We start from the raw sequence: 20,717 nt of genomic DNA, 5'->3' as shown, positions 1-20,717 counted from the left end.
TCCTGCGGTGGGCGGGCATGGGCCGGTATTGGCGTGTGCTCGGTGCCTACTCGTGCGTGCTTTTCGCGAAAGATACTTTTCCGAGAAGACTATGATTCGACCTTACAATACTTCCGTGCTCAGCCTGCTGCTCGGCTGCCTGTTCAGCCCCCTGCTGCTGGCCGACGACCCTCCCCTTGAGCTCAAGCAGCAGATCATTTCCGCACCGTCGGTGGAATCCACCACCGTGGCCGACATGGCCCAGTACGGCAGCAAGGTCGAGATCGTCACCCGCGAACAGATCGAACGCGCCGGCCCCGCCGCCGATGTGTCGCGCGTGATGCAGATGTTCATCCCCGGCCTGTACGTGGCACCCAAGAATGGCCCGTTCGACTACGGCACTTATTCCCTGCTGGGTGGGCGCAACGACGACACGCTGATCCTGCTGGACGGCGTGCGCCTGAACAACCGCCTGTACGGCGGCCTGTACCTGGACACCCTGCCCGCCAACGCCATCGAGCGCATCGAAGTGCTCAAGGGTGGCCAGAGCCTGCTGTTCGGCACCCAGGCGGTGTCGGGGGTGATCAACATCGTTACCCGCAGCCCGCAAACCCGCGAGGCGTCCGGCGAGGTGAACCTGGGCGCAGACACCTTCGGCGGCACCACCGGCGATGCCCGGGTCGAGAAGATCTTCAACAACGGTTTTGGCGACCTCGGCTTGCTGGCCTACGTCAGCCGCAACGTCTCCGAGGGCTACCAGCCGTTTCGCAACCGCGACATGAAAAACGTAAGCGACAAGAAACGCTCCTACGAAGTCACCACCTTCGGCACCAAGGCGATCCAGTCGTTTGGCGATGACACGCGCCTTGAGCTGTTTTACCAGTACGCCGACGCCAACCTCGATTTCGCCCGGCCGGTGGACAACCACAAGACCACCAACGACCGCGTACAACAAATCGCCACGGCCACCTTCGAGCAAACCCTCAACGAGCGCCTGAGCTACTTCGTCAAAGGGCATATCAACGATTGGGACACGCGCTATACCCGCATCAACAATATCGAAGGCGGCGGCACCCGGGCCATCAACCACAACGACTACTGGGGCTTCACCGACTGGGGCGTGCAGGCCGAAGGCAAGGCCGTACTGCCCGGCGAGCACGTGCTGGTATTCGGGTCCGATAACCAGTGGTTCAAGGGCCAGGACGATGTATTGATCATCGACGACAACAAGGCCCAGGCCCACGCGCTGTACACCCAACTGCGCCCGAATATCGAAGCCCTGCCGAACTGGCACCCGAGCATCGGCGTACGCCACGAAGCCATGAGCGGCGGCGACAGCGCCACCGTCGGCATGCTCACTTCGCTCTACGACCTCAACGACAACTGGGCCCTGCGCGGCCAATACGGCACTGCCTACAAACTGCCGAATGCCGAGCAACTGTTCGTCAACGAAGACGATGAGAAAGGCAACCGCAACCTCAAGCCGGAGAAGAGCCGCAACGCCGAACTGGGCGTCGACTACAAGGGCAGCCTGCTGGCCCGGGACTTCAGCGCCAGCGTCACGCTGTTCAAACGCAAGATCACCGACCTGATCACCCTGGACGATATCCAGTGGGTCAACGGCCAGGGGCAGATCCAGATGCGTGGTTTCGAGGCCGACGCCAAGCTGCAGCTCAATGAACAATGGAGCGTGCAGGCCGACATGACCCGCAACCTCACCGAGTCCCGTGCGGGTGTCACCATCAACGATATCCCGGGCTTCTTCGCCCGCTCGCGGGTCGGCTATGAATCGGCGGACCGCCTGTGGGGCGCCGGCACCGCCGTGCGTTACATCGGCGATATCGTCAGCTCGAAAAAGGTCGAATACGGCAACTACACCGTGGTGGATGCCGACGCCTATCGCTATCTCGACAACGCCCACCAACACCGCGTGAGCCTGCTGGTAGAGAACCTGTTCGACCGCGATTACGTCACCAGCCGCGCCAGCAACGTCGACAACCTCGGGCGGCCGTTCACCTCCGAAGTACGCTACACGTATCGCTTCTGATGAGTACGCCCGTGGAAACTCATCCGGACTGGTCCCATGTGCCTGACCACGCCCGTCACGTGTTCCTGTGCACTGGCCCACGCTGTACGCAGCGTGGCGCGCTGCAACTGTGGAAAACCCTGCGCCGCCACCTGCTGCAACACGACTGCATCGAAATGCCTGGCGGCGTACTGTTGACCCGCACCCACTGCCAGTTCCCGTGCAACCTGGGGCCGATCGTGACGGTGTACCCGGACACTTGCTGGTACGGCGTGCACAACAAAGACGATGTGCAACGGCTGGTGGAGGTGCATCTGGTGGGCGGCGAAGTCGTCGAGGATCTGCTGATCAAGGAGCGCCCATGAAGGCCTCGTGGCTGCTGCTGGGCGCCCTGCTCTGCGCGCCATCGGTATTGGCCGACAGCTTTCGCAACTGCAACCAGGATTGGACCGCCGCCCACTCACCGCCTTCGCGCATCGTGGCCCTCAACCAGCATGCCGCAGACCTGCTGTTGGCGCTGGATGTCGGCCCGGCCTTGGTGGGCGTGGCGTATCTGGATGACAACGGTGTGGCCCACCGACACGGCGAGTATTTCGGCGTGCCGGTGATTGCGCCCAAGTACCCGTCCAGCGAAGTGCTCTATGCGCAGAAACCGGATCTGGTGGTCGGTGGATTCGCCACTGCCTTTGGCACTGGTGTCACCTCCCGCACAGGGTTGGCAGGCAACGGGGTTGGGTCGTACTTGCTGGAGTCGGCGTGCGACGGGCATTCGCTGGATTACTTCGGGCATATCCGCAACGACCTGTTCACCCTTGCCGCCCTGGTGCATAAACAGCCACGGGCGCGGGCGTTGAGCGATGCCATGGACGCCGACCTGGCCAGTGCCCAGGCGCTGGCTGGTGAGGGTAAACCGCTGTCGGTGTTTTACCTGGACAGTGAGGTCAACGGGTTGGACAGCGAGGGTCGGCGTGGTTTTGTCACCACGTTGGTGGCGGCTGCTGGTGCGCGCAATTTATTTGCCGGGATCAACCAATACCGCGTCACCGTGAGCAGCGAAACCCTGCTGATGAGTGACCCGGATGTGATTTTGCTGGCAGATGCGCTGTGGTCACCGGCCAGCCGCAAACGTCAGTTGCTGACCACCGACCCGGTGCTGTCGCGTTTGCGGGCGGTGCGGGAGAACCGGATGATCGATATTCCCTTTACCCATTTGGTGCCCACCGCGAATAGCGGCCGAGTCGTGTTGGAGTTGGCGAGGCAATTCAAACAACTGGCTGAATAATTCACGAGCGAAGCGCCTGACCAATTTACTCAGTCCATGCCACCGACCAAAGTTGTGAAACGCTGTAGGTTTCCAATGCTGAGCGCTTCGTACTTTTAATCGCCTCCAGCTCCTGGCCTGACAGATCAGGGTGATAGAGCTCGCACTTGGTGGCCGAGATATCACTCATCCCGGCCTCAGTGACTACCGGCTCGACCGCGCCACCATCCACCGGGGAAAGCCGGGGCCCCAAGACGAAAAAAAGGGGCGATCAATGATCGCCCCAAATACAACGAGAGGTCCTTTTCTAAAACTACAAGCTGATCTGCTGGCGCTCCTCATCCGTCAACCGCGCCCGCGCCTGGTCACTCAACGGTCCGGCGCCGAGCACCTGCACCGGGCTGTCGGGGTTGTAGCCCGAGGTCTTCTGCCCATCCTCCGGCTTGCGCTCAACTGGCTCGCTGCCAAAGCTCAACACTTCCACTGTGACAATCGACGCCCGGCCCTGTTTGGCCGCCGCCTGCTGGCTGCGCGCGGCATCTTCCGCCGCCTGGGACGCCGCCGCACCGGCTGCGCTCGCCGAGGTCATGGCCCCGGTGTTTACCGCCGCCGACACCGGCACCCCGGACGACTTGCCCTGGGTCTGGATGTTGGCGGCATTAACGACGCGCAACGCGGCAATGTTGATGTTGCCCGAGACCCGAATCCCCGCTTCACCCGCATCGATGGTGCCCAGCGGGGCGATCAGGTCGATGTCTCCGGCCGGCACTTCGGGAATCGGGTTCAAGGTGGCAATCCCCGCCCCGGTGCTCGGCACCGCCGGCGACAGGGTCACGTTGCCCCAGTTGTCGTAGACACGCTTGGGCGGCGTGTACACCACGGTGGTCTTGGATCCGCGACCGGCGTTGATGTCGCCCTCGCCGGACCAGCCCATGATCGAGCCGCCGAAGGTGGTCATGATGCGGCTCTGGCCCAGCAGGATGCTGCCCATGGAATACAGCTGGATATCGCCGGCGCCCTGGGTGATCACACCGGCGGTGGACGGCGGTGCCGCGCCTTCGATGCCGAAGGTCTGCCCACCGCCCGGGGTGAGCATCTGGATCGAGCCACCGAAATTGGTGTGTACACCGGAGCCGCCGAACAACGTGATATCGCCCTTGTAGGTGATCGGGTTGCCGGCCACGTCCTTGTCCGGGAACAGCGCGGCAATCGCCGCACGCCCCCGTACATAGCTGCCCTGGCGCACACCGCCCACCGCGTTGTACTCACGGCCGGCGGCCTTGAGTTCGGCGAAGTACACATCACGGGCGAACACCCGTTGCTGTTCAGCGGGCAGTGCGGCGTAAACCGCGCGGGCCTGCTCGCGGGTGCCGACGAAACCGAAGCGCTCGGCGAGCCAGGTGACCAGTTCGTTCTCATAGGTCTTGGCGACCTTGCCGCCCTGGATCGACAGGGCTTCGCCTGGCTGGACGAGGTTGGCCGGGTCCAGGTAGGCCTCGACAAAGCGCCGGTAATCCGGGCCGTTGGGGCCGACGCCAGCTTGCATGACGATGCCTGCGCCAGGGCGGTTGTCGCCCGCGACCACCGGGCCCAGGCTGGTGATGCTGACTTCGCCGCCCTTCGCCGGGTCACGCCCGGACATCAGGATATTGCCGCCCGCCGTCACTTCCAGCAGGCCAGGACCGGCAACCTGGAAGTTGCTGTACAGAATGTCGCGCCCGGCGGAGACGATGGAGATGTCAGTGGGGTTGTTGTGGATGAACAGGTTGCCGGTCGACTGCTCGCTGACCGCACCGGGGGCCGTATTAAAACGGCTGCCACTGCTGACAATGTCTCGCCCCGCCATCATCCAAACCGGCCCGTTGCCCTCGTACCAGGTCTGCCCCGAATGCAAAAACGTGGGGGAAGAATTGAACGTCAGGGTCCGGCCGCTGCTGACCCCCACCAGATCGCCGGTCAAGGCATAGAACCGCGCCGGTTCCGTTGGCGCGTAAGCGGCTGCCGACGCCGTGGCGGAGCCAAAGGCAAACAAAGGACGCGGAATGGAACCCGACGAGCTACCGTTCTCCGACAGATTGTTGCCATCGGCAACCACCTGACCATCAATGGTCCCGACGAACGCCGGCCGCCAAGGTGTGGCCATGATGCTGGGGTCGGCCCCGGAAGGCGTGACAAACATACCGCCCGCATAAATCGAGTCATGGGCCAGGAATTGCAACTGGCTGCTGGCACCGGGGGCGAGCACCAAGGCATTTATCGGACTCGTATCGGCTTGGTACCCCAGGACGGCGCTTCCGTAATAAATACTGCCGCCAGCCGCCGTCGCTCGAACGATCGATGGGTAGACAGTTGCCAGGTCGGACGCTGCGGCGGAGACAGATGGCGTCAAGTTGCCCCCCGCTGAAAACAGGTCGATTGCCGTGTGCCCGGTCCATAACGAGAACCAACTTTCGCCGGTCCCACTCGTCCCGCCACGGGTAAACGATGAGTTGTTCAGCAGGACGACACGGCCCGGGTCAATCACTTGCTGCAGCACCAGGTCACCCAATGTGGTCAGGTTGAATGTGGCATCCCCCGGCACCAGGGTGATGCCCCCCACTGCCCGGCCACGGGTCGCCTGGAACGGATCGAATGCGCGGGTTTCGCCCGGGCTCTGCTCAGAGCTGTTGCTGCCGTAGGTCAGGTCGATCCGGCCCGTGGTCGCACTTTGCAGTTGGACATTGCCCCGGATATTCACCAACTGGCCGTTCTGATCGTTTACATCAACCACGCTGCCAGGGTTCAGGGCGCCACCGATACGCACCCGTAAATCACCACCGCCCGTCAACTGCAGGCTGCCATCACCGGCAACCCGCCCGGTACTGCCGACCGCCAGCACCAGCCCCTGGCTGCGCGGGTTGGCAGAGGCCGACATTGGGTTGCCGTCCATGCGCCGAAGCACACCGGCATCTCCGCCTACCTGTACATCCACGTCACCGCCGCCGAGGGTGCCGAAACCGGTAAACCCGACGAACGCATCAGCCTTGGAGGCGTTGGCGGTATAGCTACCGAAATTGATCCACCAGGCCGTCGGCTGCGCCTGCCCGCCGGTGTTCACCGTGCCGCTGCCCTGGCGCCACAGCCAGTTGGCCACATCGGCGGAGTCGATGCCGTTATCCAAGGGGTTGGGCCGACTTGGGTTGAAGACGCCTCCCAGGATATTCCCCGTCAGGTTGCCCCCCACGTTCACGCTCAAATTCCCCCCTGCCTCCGGGTACCAGGCACGGTACAGGCTGTCAGATGAGCCGTTGACGAACTGTTCAAAATAACTGTTGGTATCGTTCAGCACCGTCTTCGCGCTGTTCAGCGCCTTGGGCTGGTTGTAGGGGTCACCGGCACCGGTTGCAGTGGACGATGTACCGGCGGTGTAGACCCCATACAGGGAGTCCATGCTCAAGTTGCCGGCGCTGAGCAGTTCGAGGTCGCCCGTACCGGTGCGAATCACACTGAAACGGCTGCTGGAGGGGGTCGCCGCATACTCTTTGCCGCTTTGGGCCTGGCAGTAGGCGGGCGAGCTTGCACAGAACTCATCGATGGAAGGGATACCGAACTGGTCCAGGATGCTTTGCTCGATCGGCGTTCCGACGGTGACGATAATCCCGTTGTCCGCCAGGTCCTTGGCGCCGAATTCGGTCCAGACATAGCCAACTTTCACGGCGCAGTACGCCGGATTGCCCCCACAGAAATCATCAATCGAACCCAGCCCGAAATCATCGAGGATCTTTTGGTCGATCGGGTCGCCTTCCTTGACCACCACCCCATTGGCCGCAAAGTCCTCCACCGCGAAGGCGGTCCAGGTCAACTTGCCCTTGGCGGGCATCTCCTTGGCAAACATGCCGTAGTGGCTGTCAGCCAAACGCAGGTCGCCGCTGCGCGGATGGGCTTGCAGGATGCGGCTGTCGGCCGCCTCGGTGTCAGCACCTGCAACCAACCGCAGCGACCAGGATTGCGAACCTTCTGCCAGCATCGGCGAGAGGGCCCACAGCTTGCCCTGGCGCCCCGCCACTTCCGGGCGCAACGCCACCGACTCAGCCCCGCCCGGCAACTTGACGTTGGTGCCGGAAGGAATCAACGCGCCGCGCGGCAGCGGTATGTCGCCATTGAGGGTCACGTAGTTTTGCGTCGGGTTAAGCGCCTCGTAGTTCGTCGGCAACGGCACCCCTTTGGGCCAGGTCAGCGCCCCGAGCCGGGTGTCCTGGGTCAGCAGGCTGCCGGCGTCCAGCTGTGAGCCGGCCGCCAGGGTGTGTGCCTGGCTCAATAACGTGCCTGCGGCAAACAGCACATTGCCCGCGCTGTCGAACACTGCTGCGGCCAGTACCGAACCGGCAGGCAGCGTCAGGTCCTGGTTCAGCGTCGCCCGGGTCGGCAAGCGCGTACCGGCGGCCACGCCCACGGCCTTGATCGGCAGGTCGTAGTTGAGCACGGTGCCCGCCGGGAAGGTCGTGCCGTCCGCCAGGGTGATGCCGTTACCCGGCACGATGATCGTGCCCCCGGTAAAGTCGATACCCGGCAACAACACCCAGCCCTTGTCATCGACGGTCTGTGGTGGCGGTGCAAAACCGTCGTTGATGCTGCCGTAAATATTCAGGTCGCCACCGGCGCGCAGGGTCAGGCTGCCCGACTCACCGGAGCCATACACCGAGGTTTTCTGGCTGTTGGGGTTGAGGCTGGCGTAGCGGTAGCCGGACAGGTCCAGATCGCCCTGCACCACCAGGTCACCGTCCGCGGTCTTGCTGACGATTTCCACGCCCGGGCGCAGGTGGAACGCATCGGCGTAGGTTGCATTGTTAAGCCCGGCGAGTTTGTTTTGCAGCAGGTTCTGGTTGAGCAATGCACCGTTGATAAAGGCCGTGCTCAGCACATGCTTGCCATCCAGGTAGGCCTGGTCGATCTGTTGGTAAGGCCGCCCGCTGGCCGTCGGATCGGTGACCAGTGGCGCATCGTCATAGCTGATCATGCCGTTGAGGGTGATCGAGCGCGCGCCCTGGATCGTCAGGCGGCCATGGGCATCGATGTTGATGTCGTTGCTGGTGCCATCGACGTTGATCAGCCGTGGTGCATTCAGTTCCAGGGTGCCGCGGTTGCGCCCGTCATTGCCCTGGACCGCCTCGGTGCCGTGACGCAGGTCGATGCGTGCGCCATCGGCCAGCGTCAGTTGACCGGTGCCGGAGCCGAGCACCACCATGGCCCGGTTGGGCGAGTCGATGATCTTGCCGTAGCTGTCCACCCGCAGCTTGCTGCCATGGGCGTCGAGTACCGCGCCGCCGTCCAGCGTCAGGCCGTGCTTGCCGGCCAGGTTGATGCTGCCGACGCGCTCGCCACTGGCGTCCACCAGGCCGGTGACCCGCAGGCTGCCGTTGTCCACGGAGACGTTGACGGTGCCGGCCTTGAGGCCATTGCCGATGGTCAAGTCGCCCTGCTTGAGTTGGAAGCTGCGTGTGCCGAACACCTGGCCTTGATTCAGGCGCTGGTTGAGGTCGGCGAACTGCTGGTCCAGTGAACCGCTGCTGCCCAGGCGCTGGGCCTGGATTTCCACGGTACCGGCCTCATAAGGCATCGTGGTCCCGCCCGCATCGTAATAGCCACTGCTGCCGGCGAGGATCGTGCCTTGCAGGTCGACGATACCGCCCGCCGCGTCCACCGCAACCGCCCGCAGTTTGCCGGCCTGGTTGTTTTTGGCCGAGAGGTCGATGGTCGAGCCGGCAGCCTGCAGTATGTTGCCGCTGCGGCTGTCCAGCAGCACCGTGCCGCCCGCGCCGTACTGGGTCACATCGTTGAACACAGTGGCGCGACCGGCCACGTCGATCAACGCTGCATCCGTCAGCACCACATCACCCCGGGCGCCCAGGCTGACTTTGCCGCTGGGCAGCACTACCGCCGTGGCCAGGCGAATGCTGTCGCCTTGCAGGGACAGTTCGGCGCCCTGGCCGTCGGCCTTGCCACGCGCCCCCGCGGACGCTGCAATATCAATCGCCCCACCTGCGGTCATGCGGTTCATCGAACCGGCTTCGCCGGTCATCAGCGGGGTGAGGATATTCAGGTCGCCGCCGCTGTACTGGAAGCCCTTCACCGGGTCATAGGCGCCCTGGCTCTGATACACCGAGAGGCTGCCCTTGTGGTTGGCGGTAATGCGCTCGCTGGCATTGAGGTTCACGCTGGCAAAGCCCAAAGCCAGGCGATCGAAACTGCTCACGGTGTTGGTCTGGGCAAAGGCGCCGTAGCCGAACTCAATACGCTCGGCGTTGATATCCAGGCGCCCGCTGCCAGTGCCCGCCCCGCCGGCGATCACCGAGCCCGGTGGGGTGGTCGCGCCCTGCCAGATCAGGTTGGCGGTATGAATGTTGGCCACGTCGCCAGCGCCACCGGCACCGTAGATCGCCGGAGTGGAGAGCATCAGGTTGCTCAGCCGCGACTTACCCGTCAGTGGGTCATAGGTGTCCAGGGAGGTACTGCCGTAGAAGTTGAAACTGTCCCGCGCCGAGAGCTGCAGGGTTTCCAGGGCCGGCGCACCGAACTGTGAATCACCTTTGAGCAGGCGATCAAGAAGCGCCTGGGTGAGTGTCAGGCCGGCCGGCAACTGATTGGCCGCAGCGGCAGCGGCCAGGGCTTGGGCGCTGCCGAGGTTAATGGTGTTGACCCCCAGGTTGAGATGACGGGTGCCGTAGCGCACCTGGTCGCCCAACTGGAAGGTATTGTTGGTCAACGCCACGATGCTGCCTTCGGAGTACAGCCCGGTTTGCCCGCTGCACAGGCCCGTGTCACACACACCGATGCTGATCCCGCCGCTGGGCACCGTCGTATTGAATGCAATGACATTGAGCAAGCCGTTGGACGCCGCCAGCATATTGGTGACTTTGTAGATAAAACCGTCACGAGCGTCGTAGCTGGCTTTGCCACAGCCGATGGTGTTGATGGATGCGCCCTGCTCCAGGACGATCGCGTTGGTGTCACTCAACAAAAAGACTTCCGGCGCTGCGAGCGTCACACCTTCCCGAAGCGTGACGGTGCTGTTGGCCCGACTCGTACCGCCCGCCAGGACGATGTAATTCCCGGACTGGCCATACGTAACTGCCGTCATCCCCCCCACCATCAAACGCGAGGCTCCCAAGGCGTTGAGGCTGTCATCGTTGAAGGTAATGCCGGAAAAACCGCTGGTTGCGGAACTGCCCGCCGCGACGACTTCAATACCAAGCTTGCCTGGATCAATCACCGCCACCGCGCCGCCATAGCCACCCGCCGCGGCCTCAAAACGGCCTATGCCCTGGAACGAAAACGCATCAGCGCCGCCCCCTGGCCGCAAGGCCAGTTTCAGGGTCTTGGCGTCGACGGCGAGCATCGGGCGTGGCACGCCCTGTTTCGCAGCGTCGGCCATGGCGAACTGGGCGTAGCTGGTTTCGTTGTATTGGGAATAGCGACGCAAGGTATCGGCCGAGGTCAAAATCAACTGGCTGGCAACGCTGTTGCCGATCCCGGTGTTGGCGATGGACAAGCGCCCGGCGGTGGACCAGGAGCCATTGCGCATGCGCTGGGTGGCGGCATCACTGCCGAGACCCGCCAGGCCGTTGATCTCGACGCGGAAAGCGCCGGGCATCAAGGCGTAGGTGGACGGCATCAGGGTATAAGTGCCCGCCGGCAGCCCCGGCACTCCGGCGCCGATGGTGACCTGCTGGCCCACCAACGGATCGACTGCGCCCTTCTCCGGCGCCACCGGTGCCGCGCCGGGCTGTACCCCGGGCACGATGGCGTAAATCGGGTTGGTGCCCAGGCCCGGCAACACAAAACCGCCATTGGCACCAAACTGCACCAGTGGGCTGTAGCGCGCATCCGTAGAGCCTCCGCGCCCGGAAACGAAACCGGCCCCCAGCAATTCGCCGCCGCCCGACAGATCCAGGGTAGCCTCAGGCTGCACCTGCACCGACTGGCCGCCGAGAATCACCCCGACGCTGAGTTCCGCGTCCTGGTTGACCAGCCCGCCCTGGCCGACAAACGTCACGGTCTTGCCGTTGTACTTATAGACCTGCCCGTCCAGGGTGCCGCCATACGGCAGCACCAGGCCCCTGCCGCTCACCGACGTCACGCTGCCCGGCAGCAATTGCACCTGGCTGCTGCCCATGCTGCCGATATCGATCAACCCCAGGGGCGCCCGCACCACACCGCCCTGCCGCACCGTCGCGGCGCCCAGTTGCAGGCGCCCGAATGCCGAGTAAGGCACCGCGGCATCCGTGTTGCCGGTACGGCCAATGGTCAGGGTGCGCAGCGGGTCGAACGTGATGTTGAGGCTGTTGAATTCGCTCAGGTAGCCGGCAATGACCCGCGCACCGACCTCCGTGGCCGGATACAACTGCGCCGCCCGCAAGGTCATGTCGCCCTGGGTCAATAACTGGGTGCTGACCCTCAAGGCCACGCCGTCCGGGTTCGCACCCGCCAGGAAGCGCAGATCGCCCTGGCTGGTCAGGTTGACCTGATCAAAGCCGCGACGCTCAAGGCCGACCAGGCTGTCGTCGGCCTGGCGCAGTTTGCCCTTGCTGCCAAACAACACGCTGCCGCGCACATCGATCAAGCTGCCGCTGGCATTGAACTGCGCCTCGGTGGCGCGCAGCGAGGGTAACGGCAACACCGACACCGGGTTCACGTAGAACTCCCGGGCCGGCGAATCCATGCCGGACAGCAGCAGAGACGGTGCCGACAGATTCACCCGGGCATTGGCTGCCGCGCCCTCACTGAGGTTGAAGGCACCGCTGTACAGGCGCAGGCTCTGGCCCATGTTCAAGGACACATCGCCGTCGAAACTCAACAGGCCGTTGCTCATCAATGCCAGGTTGTCGAAGCCGCCCGCACTGACCTGGTCGACGCCCAGGCGAGCGTGGCCGTATTCCAGGCTGTCGGCCGCGTCGGCGGCGGTGCCGGCGAGCGTGTGGGCCTGATGGGTCTGGCCGAGCACCAATTCACGCACCTTCAGCACGCGATCCGTGACACTGCTCTTGGTGTAATACGGGCTGTCCAGCGCTACGTTCAGGCTGCCGCCCGCTGCGCCGGCACCGCCGGCCCGGGCCACCAGACTGCCGTCCAGGTACAAGCCATTGTTGGACGCCAGGCTGATGCTGCCGCCATTGCTGGCCACCCGGGTTGCGCCCTGCCCCGGCACATCCAACACCGCTTGCGTGCCCGACGCGTCCAGCCGGGCGCCCTCGCGTACCACCACAAACAGGTCGCTGGCAGTGACCGTGCCGGTGCTCAGGTTGATCTCGCCACCGATGCTGATCGTGCCGCCGTCACGGACCAACCCGTATTGGCTTCCACGATTGTCCACGGCGGTCGCGGCCCGGGCGGCGACATCGATCAGTGCGTTTTCACCCAGCCAGATGGAGCGGCCGTGGCCAACCGCGTTGGCCGGCTCGAACGCGCGCGTGGTCAGGCCGTTCAGGTTGACGCTGCCACCCCAGGCATTGAGCGTGCCGTCGACCGTCAGTTGGCCGATGCTGCGCAGGTTGATCGACTGGCCCGGGTCGACGCTGATCACCGCGCCCTGGCCGACCACCAGCGCGGTTGTCGGCAGTTGCTCGGCAGGCGACTCCAGGTGGCCGGCGGAAAGGGTCAGGCTGGCGCCACGGCGTTGGCCGAGTACGCCCTTGCTGGCGTCTTCCTGGTAAAGCGGCGGGGTCCAGCGCTCCATCACGCTGGCCGCATCGCCGCCACCCGGCGTCGTGGCGGCCTGCTCCGAGAGCCGGTAGGCCGGCACGTTCACATCCACCTGAGTACCATCGGCGACCAGCAATCCTTCGTTGCCGGTGATGTCATAGGCCGAAAAACCCTTGTTGAAAAAATCCCCGGCCAACTGCAAGGTCTTGGCATCCGGCGCCTGCGGGCTCTGGCCGATCTGCACCTTGTTGGCCTGCAAGGTCAGGGTGCCGCCTGCGCTGACGCCATAGCCGCGAATCGCGGCGCCCAGGTCCAAAGCCCCCAGTGCGCCCACGGTCACGTCGCCGCCCTTGCCGCCCCGGACTTTGCCATCCAGGCCGATGGTTGCCCCGGACGACGTTTCCACCAGGCTGCCCGCCGCGAGGTTCACGTCGCCGGAGCTGCGCAACGACACCTTGCCACCGTTGATATACGCCACCCCGTCAGTGGCCGAAGGGTCCAGCGCCAGATTATTCCAGCGCCCGGAACTGTCCAGCTTGACTCCGGCGGCCACATCGAGCCGGCCGATGCCCGGCAGAATCACATCGCCAACGACATTGGAGCGATTGAGGTCGACCTGGTTCAGCAGGTTGCCCGCGTTGATGCTGCCGCCGTGGGCCGTGAGGTTGGCATTGACTGAAACCACGGGGCCGAACAGGGTGATGTCGCCGCCGTCAGCCACCTTGAGTGCGCCATTGACGTCAATCTGCTGCTTTGCGCCGACCTTGATCGCGCCCAACCGGTAGCCATTGAGCTGGTCACTGTCGAGCACCAGTTTGCCCTGGCGTTCGGTCGGCAGCGCGGTGGCGAGGTCCAGGCCGTCGGCGATTTTTTGCGTGCTGCTCTCGATCAGCACCTGGTCGATGGTCGGGGTCAAGGCGTAGCGCAAGGTGCCGGTGGCCTTGTTGTACACCGGCGTGTACTGGCCAATGATCAACTGCGCCCGCTGGGCCATGGCCTGCTGTGACTGCTGATAACCATCAAGGTTGATATTCGGTGCCTGGGTCTGGCGATCGCCCTGGAATACATCGCTGATCAACTGGCCTTCCAGCACCGCGTTGGTGGTGCCCACCACCAGCTTGCCGGCGTCGCGGCCCACGGTGTAGCCCGCCTCGTAGCGGCTTTGCTGGGCCACCAGCGGGTTGTAGTAGAAATCGCTGCGGCCCCAGCGGACGCTGGTGTCTTCAAAGCCCTTGTAGATCCCCGCGTAGAGAATGTCCCCGGGGGCTTTCGACAGCTCATAGAGCTGGCCGTCAGGCCCCTTGAGCCAGGTCTGGCGGATGTAGCCGGCCTGCACATCGACGGTGCCGCCCGACAGATTGACCTGGGCACCCTGCTGGGTCACCACGTCCTTGCCGGTGAACGTCACAGTGCCGCCCTGGGCCATCCACTCGCCGACCGAGTGGCCCTGGGTGCCCAGGTAACCGCCGACTTCCAGCAGCCCGCCGGCGGTGTACCAGCGGTCCGTCGCATAGCCGTTGGTGCCGGCCGGGACGAACACCAGGTCCCGCAGGTCGACCCACACGTCATTGTTGATCAATTGCCCGCCGTCACGGTTGGCGGGCGCGTCGCGCTGTTCGTTGCCCTGCACGTTGATCTTGATGTTGTTGGCTTCCATCGCCACCTTGACGCCAATCGCGCCGGACACGTCGATCATCGCGCCGTCACGCACCAGGCTGCGCTGGCCGGCACTGACCGCCACCTGGCCGCCGGTGGCCAGGGTGATCGAGCCTTTGCGCAAATCCACAGTGCCGCCGCTGACGATCTCGATCCGCGACTGGTCAGTGCGGTCGGCCACCGCGCTGAGGTTGTTGAACTGGCCGGTGATCAGGTTGGCAGGCAAGCCGTCGAGCTTGATCAGGCCGTTGTCCTTCTGGCTGTTGAGGGCGGTGCTGCCGCTGGCGTCCAGCAGGATCGCCGTGGTGCTGCCCTCGCTTAGGGTCACGCTGCCGGTGGCATCGCTGGCGGCGTTGAGCAAGTGAATCGTGCCACGGGTATCCACCGAAGTGCTGGCCAGGGCCACGCCGTTCTGCTGCACCTGGTGCCCGGTGAGGGTGATGTCGCCGGTCGACGCCATGATCAGGCCGCTGTTGCTGACCTTGCCCGACGTGCTGCCGGCCTTGAGGCTGGTGGCCACTTCATTGCCACGGGTGGTGGAGCGGTCGTTGCCGGTGGTGCCGACGCCCTTGCGGATATAAAAACTGTCGCCGGCGGCCAGGGTGGCCTGGCCCCTGGCGGTGATGATGCTGCCGGCGTTCTCGACCTCCGAGCCGAGCAGCAGGGCGTAGCCACCGGCGTCGGTAGAGGTGGCCGGGTTGTGAGTCTGGATCAACGCGCCGCGCTGCACCTCGACCTTGCCCGCCGCGTCGGTGAAAGTCGGCTGGGTGCCGTTGGCATCCACATAGATCCCGCGTTGGGTGAATTGGTCATCGGTGATGGCGGCGGCGGCCGCCACCAGGTTGCGCACATTGACCTGGCTGCTGCCGCTGAAGATCACCCCGTTGCGGTTCATGATCATCACTGTGCCAGGGGCGTTGATCTGGCCCTGGATTTCGCTGGGGCGCGCGTTGGGGTCGTTGACACGGTTGAGCACGGCCCAATTCGATTGCTGCTGGAAATCGACCGTGGTGTTGCGTCCGACGTTGAAGGTTTCCCAGTTGAGGATCGCCTTGTCGGCGGTCTGCTCGATGGTCACCGTGGTCTTGCCACCGGACTGGCTCTGGGTCGGGCCCTTGGCGTTGGTCCAGCCCTGAGTCAGGCTGTTGTCCACCTGCAAGCCGCCCTTGCCGAGGCCGTCGGGAATCGTCGAGACCTGGCCGAGCGCCGCTTGCCGGCCAGCGGCCTGGGCGGCCTGCTGGGCCGCAATCGCCGCGACACTGTTGTTGAGCGTGCTGATGGAACGTGACAACTGCTGGTTCGCCCGCGCCTGCTGATTCAACGACGGAATCCCCGGCACCTGCGCCCCGTTGAGGCGGGCCGCTGTCGCCGCCTGGGAGGCACCCTTGTCGGCAAACCAGCCGGAGCTGAACGCTGTCGCCGCGTGGGCGCTGCCTGCCACCATGAACAAGGCAATCGCCTGGGCCAGGGGTTTGAGGCGCAGGATCGTCTGGCCGCCAGGGCCTTGGGCATTCAGGTTGACCGGTGGTTTGCAGCGGACCATCAGGAAGCTTCCTTCTTTTTTTTGCCCATGGGGAACTGGCGACGTGCGTCACGTATGGGAGTTAGGCGGTTGGCGAGGGGCGGGACTGAACTTCTGTCATGGAAAGTTCATGTAAGGCTGATAGCCGAGCCGCAAACGCAAAAATCAGCAACGGCACAGGCCGTTGCTGATCGGGTGTTGCCGGTCGGTAAAAGCGTGGGTTACAGCGGACGACCGATGGCGTTGCAGACATCAGACTTGCCGATGCTCAGCGCGCTGGTTGCGGTAACGAAGTTGCTGGTGATCGCGGCTTTCCAGGCAGCTGGCAGTGGCACGAAGCGGTTGGCCTTGATCGCGTTGTCGTTGCTGTTCAAGGCGCTGGCACCGAAGTGACGGGTGAAGAACGCACGCACTTGCGAGGTCTGGGTGGCGTCGGCGTAGCACTGGCTGAAGATCAGGTTGGTGAAGCCCAGGATCGGATAACCGCTGCTTGGGTAAGGCACGACGCTTGGATCGTTGGCATCGGCGGCGGCAGCAAACACCGGAACCCAGGCGTTCTGGTTGGCGACGTTGGCAGCAGCCGGTACGGGCACAGCAGCGATGGCGGCGGAAACGTTATCAGGGGCTGGAGAAACACCGGCAACCTTGGCCACTTTGGTGGCGTCATCCAGGCCAGCCAAGGTAGGCGCGGCATAGTCCGGGCTCATGTAGGTGATGCGACCATCACCGGCGTTCAGCGCGGTCATCACGCCTTGGCTGGTCACGGCAGGCACGGCGCCTGGTGGCACGCCGAAGCTGTCCGCGAAGTTGGTGGTGACCACAAATTTCTTGGACTCATTGACGCACTTGGCCGCCAGGAAACGGGTGAACAGCTCGGTGGTGCCGCTGGCTTCGTTACGGTAAACCACCACGATGTTACCGGTGCGACCGGTAGCCGGGAGTTGGTTCCAGGTGGTGATGCGGCCCGAGAACACGCCGCACAGTTGATCAACGCTCAGGTCAACTGCGTTGGTACCGGCCTTGTTGAATGGAATGGCAACCGAAGTGGCGACCGAAGGCACTTGAATCAGCTTGCCCCAGGTCGCTTGTTTGGTGGAGGCGTAGGTGGACAGTTCAGTCGAGGTCAGCTTCGAGTCGCTGCCCGCCCAGTGAACGTTCTTGGTGCCGGTGCCGAACTGGCTGTAGTCGTTGTTCAGGAACGCCAGTTTGCCCTTGCCGCTGCCCACGCCGATGTACGGGGCGAAACCGGCGGTCAATACGCCGGAGGTCTGGTACAGCGGTTGTGGCAGGGTGGCGCCGCCGCCGTTGATGTCTGCCATGGCAGCCTGGGCCGAGCACAGTGCAGCGAGGGTCATGGATACCGCGAGAACGTTGCGCTTAAACATGAAGAAGCTCCTTTCGTCGTGTTTGTACGTTGGGGTAGATGACGCTATGGCTTCGGTCCCGGGCTGTGTTCCGGGGGGTACCCAGGGGTGAGGCCATGGGTATGAAATTTCGCAGCATCCGATGACAGCTAAAGGAAAAAACCTCGGGAGGAACGGCTTGATTTTTAAAAAGATTCTCGGGTGTTTTGGTCACACTTTTGAGCGGTTTGGGGGTGAGGTGACAGCGAGGTTTCAGCGCGGATTTCGAGGACCGGGCTGGAGGCGTTACGGGCCGTGTGGTGGGGTTGGGCAGATGACAGAATGAGGAACCCGAGGTTGGGACCCGCGTGTCGGGCGCGCGAAAATAGTCTTGAAGAAACGCAGTTCAAATGTGGGAGCGGGCTTGCTCGCGAAAGCGGTGTGTCAGTCAACACATGTCGCGCCTGATCCACCGCTTTCGCGAGCAAGCCCGCTCCCACATTTTTGATCGCGTTTCGTCAGCAGTCAGGTCACCAGTTGGTTGATTTCGATGATCGGCAGCAGCACGGCCATGACGATGACCAACACCACGGCCCCCATCACCACGATCATCAGTGGCTCAAGCAACGCCGTCATGCCCATCGCCCGACGCTCGATATCCCGCGACAGGGTTTGCGCCGCGCGCTCGAGCATTGGCGGCAGCGAGCCGGTTTTTTCGCCGCTGGCGATCAGGTGGATCAGCACGGGCGGAAAGACCTTTTCCACCGCCAGCGCAGGAGCCAGGTTGACGCCCTCGCGCACCTTGGCCGTCGCGTCGCTGACACACTGGCTCAAGCGGTCGTTGGACAAGGTCTGGCGCGCCGCTTCCAGGGCGCGCAACAACGGCACGCCCGCCCCGCCGAGAATCGCCAGGGTCGAGGCAAACCGCGCGGTGTTGAGGCCCAGTACAAAACGCCCGATCAACGGCAGGCGCAACACCCGGCTGTGCCAGCTCAACCGTGCCACGGGGTTGCGCAGGTACAGGCGCCAGCTCCAGAAACCACCCACGATCCCGGCAAAACACAGCCAGCCCCAGGCGCGGATAAAGTCACTCGCATTGAGCATCGCCAACGTCAGCCCCGGCAGGTCCTGGCGAGCCTGGGAAAACGCACTGACCACCTGCGGCACCACGTAGCTGAGCAGGAAAATCACAATGCCGATGGACACCAGCCCCACCACGCCCGGGTAGATAAACGCCGTGAGGATCTTGCCCCGCAGGTTATTGCGTTCCTCGATGTAGTCGGCGAGGCGCTCCATGACCTGGGCCAGGTCGCCGGACTCCTCCCCCGCCGCGATCAGCGCCCGATAGATCGACGGAAAGTCCCGGGGCCGGGCGGCCAACGCATCGGCCAGGCGCATGCCGCTGCGCACATCGGCGCGCACCGCGCTCAAGGTCTGGGCAATGTGTTTTTTCTCGGCTTGCTCCACCGTGGCGCTCAACGCGGCCTCCAGTGGCAGGCTCGCACCGAGCAGGCTCGCCAGCTGGCGCGTGGCCCAGGCCAGGTCATTGTCCGAGAGCTTGGCGCTGAACCGGCCGCCACCGCCGGCACGCTCGCTGTTGTTCTCGACCTGCACCCGCAAGGCCGTCAGGCCACGGCTGCGCAGGTGGGCAAACGCGCCGCTCTGGCTGTCTGCCTCAAGGTGCCCGGACTCCAGCTTGCCGCTGGCGTCGGCGGCTTCGTAGCGGTATCGGTTCATCAGGCGTCCCGTGTTACGCGCAGGATTTCTTCGGGGGCGGTGGCGCCGCTGCGTACCCAGCGTTCGCCATCCTCACGCATGCTGAACATGCCGGCGCGGCGTGCGGCGGCCTTCAAGGCCTGCTCGCCGGCGCCCTGGTGGATCAGCCCGCGCAGCTCGTCGTCGATGCAGAACAATTCATGGATACCGGTACGCCCGCTGTAACCGATCTGGTTGCACTGCGCGCACCCGACAGGCCGCCAGGTGCCGGGCGCGGCCGGGTCTTCCTGCTTGCAGTGCGGGCACAGCCGACGCACCAGGCGCTGGGCCAATACGCCGAGCAGTGACGAGGCCAGCAGGAACGGTTCGACGCCCATGTCGATCAAGCGGTTGACCGCCGAGACGGCGTCGTTGGTGTGCAGGGTGGCGAGCACCAAGTGGCCCGTGAGCGAGGCCTGGACGGCAATTTGTGCGGTCTCCAGGTCGCGGATTTCGCCGATCATGATGATGTCCGGGTCCTGGCGCAGGATTGCCCGCAGGGCCAGGGCGAAGGTCATGTCGATCTTGGCGTTGACCTGGATCTGGCTGATGCCCGGCAGGTCGTATTCCACCGGGTCTTCGACGGTCAGGATATTGCTGGTGCTCGCATCCAGCCGGGCCAGGGCGGCGTAGAGGCTGGTGGTCTTGCCGCTGCCGGTGGGGCCGGTGACCAGCACGATGCCGTGGGGTTGGCGGATCAGGGTGTCGAGTTTGGCCAGGACGGCGGGGTCCATGCCGAGGGTTTCCAGTTGCAGGCGGCCGGCTTGTTTGTCCAGCAGGCGCATCACTACGCGCTCGCCATGGCCGGTGGGCACGGTGGAGACGCGGATATCAATGGGGCGACCGGCCACGCGCAGGGCAATGCGGCCGTCCTGGGGCAGGCGTTTTTCGGCGATATCGAGTTGGGCCATGATCTTGATGCGTGAGACCAGAGCGCCGTGCAGGGCCTTGCGCGGGGACACCACGTCACGCAGGGTGCCGTCGACGCGGTAGCGCACCACGGAGTGGGTTTCGTAGGGTTCGATGTGGATGTCGCTGGCTTCGTCGCGGGCGGCCTGGGTGAGCAAGGCGTTGATCATGCGGATCACCGGGGCGCCGTCCTGGGTGTCGAGCAGGTCGGTGATTTCGGGGATGTCTTGCATGAGGCGGTCGAGATCGACTTCGTTTTCGGCGGCGCCCACGACGGCGGCGGCGCTGCCGGTGTCGGCGTAGGCAGTGGCCAGGAGGCCGTCGAGTTCGTCGTCGCGCACCTGGATCAGGTGGGTTTGGCCGAACTGGCGGTAGACCTCGCTGATGGACCAGCCGGGGGTCGAGGGGCAGATGGTCAGCGTCGGGCCCTGGGTTCCCGGGTGGAGGAGGATGCGTTGGGATTTGGCCCAGGCGTAGGGCAGGAGGCTCATGCTTTTGGGCTTCGTTTGGTTGAGTACATATCCATTCCTTCGGTTACGGCTTCGATTGGTTCCGCTCTTACAGCGGCTCACTTTTGAACAGCGCAAA

Annotated in this window: 7 protein-coding genes; 3 read left to right on the top strand and 4 right to left on the bottom strand. The window is 64.2% G+C overall.

Going from position 1 to position 20,717, the window contains the following annotated elements; translation table 11 throughout:
* Nucleotides 1-91: 91 nt before the first annotated feature.
* The 3 genes from V6607_RS13525 to V6607_RS13515 are packed head-to-tail and all read left to right on the top strand — an operon-like array spanning nt 92 to nt 3,287.
* Nucleotides 92-2,026 (top strand): TonB-dependent receptor, encoded by a 1,935-nt coding sequence (locus tag V6607_RS13525; protein WP_134326288.1) that lies wholly within the window; start codon nt 92-94, stop codon nt 2,024-2,026.
* A gap of 11 nt (nt 2,027-2,037) precedes the next feature.
* Entirely contained in the window at nt 2,038-2,370 is a 333-nt protein-coding gene (locus V6607_RS13520; protein WP_134326287.1) for a (2Fe-2S) ferredoxin domain-containing protein, read from the top strand.
* Nucleotides 2,367-3,287 carry an ABC transporter substrate-binding protein gene (locus V6607_RS13515; protein ID WP_134326286.1) on the top strand — a complete coding sequence of 307 codons (921 nt, stop codon included), beginning with the start codon at nt 2,367-2,369 and terminating at the stop codon, nt 3,285-3,287. Before V6607_RS13520 ends, V6607_RS13515 begins: the two co-directional genes overlap by 4 nt.
* Before the next feature lie 292 nt (nt 3,288-3,579).
* Here V6607_RS13515 and V6607_RS13510 read toward each other — a convergent pair whose 3' ends face one another.
* The 4 genes from V6607_RS13510 to gspE form a co-directional block, all read right to left on the bottom strand.
* A complete protein-coding gene (locus V6607_RS13510; protein WP_134326285.1) occupies nt 3,580-16,143 on the bottom strand; it encodes a filamentous hemagglutinin family protein in 12,564 nt (4,187 codons plus the stop codon).
* Nucleotides 16,144-16,343: 200 nt separating this feature from the next.
* Complete coding sequence (locus V6607_RS13505) at nt 16,344-17,507, bottom strand: substrate-binding domain-containing protein (RefSeq protein WP_003210472.1); 1,164 nt, start codon at nt 17,505-17,507, stop codon at nt 16,344-16,346.
* A 483-nt stretch (nt 17,508-17,990) separates the two neighbouring features.
* Nucleotides 17,991-19,202, bottom strand: coding sequence for a type II secretion system inner membrane protein GspF (gene gspF / locus V6607_RS13500; RefSeq protein WP_134326284.1), 1,212 nt, complete (start codon nt 19,200-19,202; stop codon nt 17,991-17,993).
* Nucleotides 19,202-20,620 (bottom strand): type II secretion system ATPase GspE, encoded by a 1,419-nt coding sequence (gene gspE, locus V6607_RS13495; RefSeq protein ID WP_008432561.1) that lies wholly within the window; start codon nt 20,618-20,620, stop codon nt 19,202-19,204. Before gspE ends, gspF begins: the two co-directional genes overlap by 1 nt.
* Nucleotides 20,621-20,717: the final 97 nt, after the last annotated feature.

This window comes from Pseudomonas sp. KK18, from assembly GCF_037094675.1.
GTDB lineage: Bacteria > Pseudomonadota > Gammaproteobacteria > Pseudomonadales > Pseudomonadaceae > Aquipseudomonas.
This window is presented reverse-complemented; position numbering and strand designations above follow the sequence as displayed.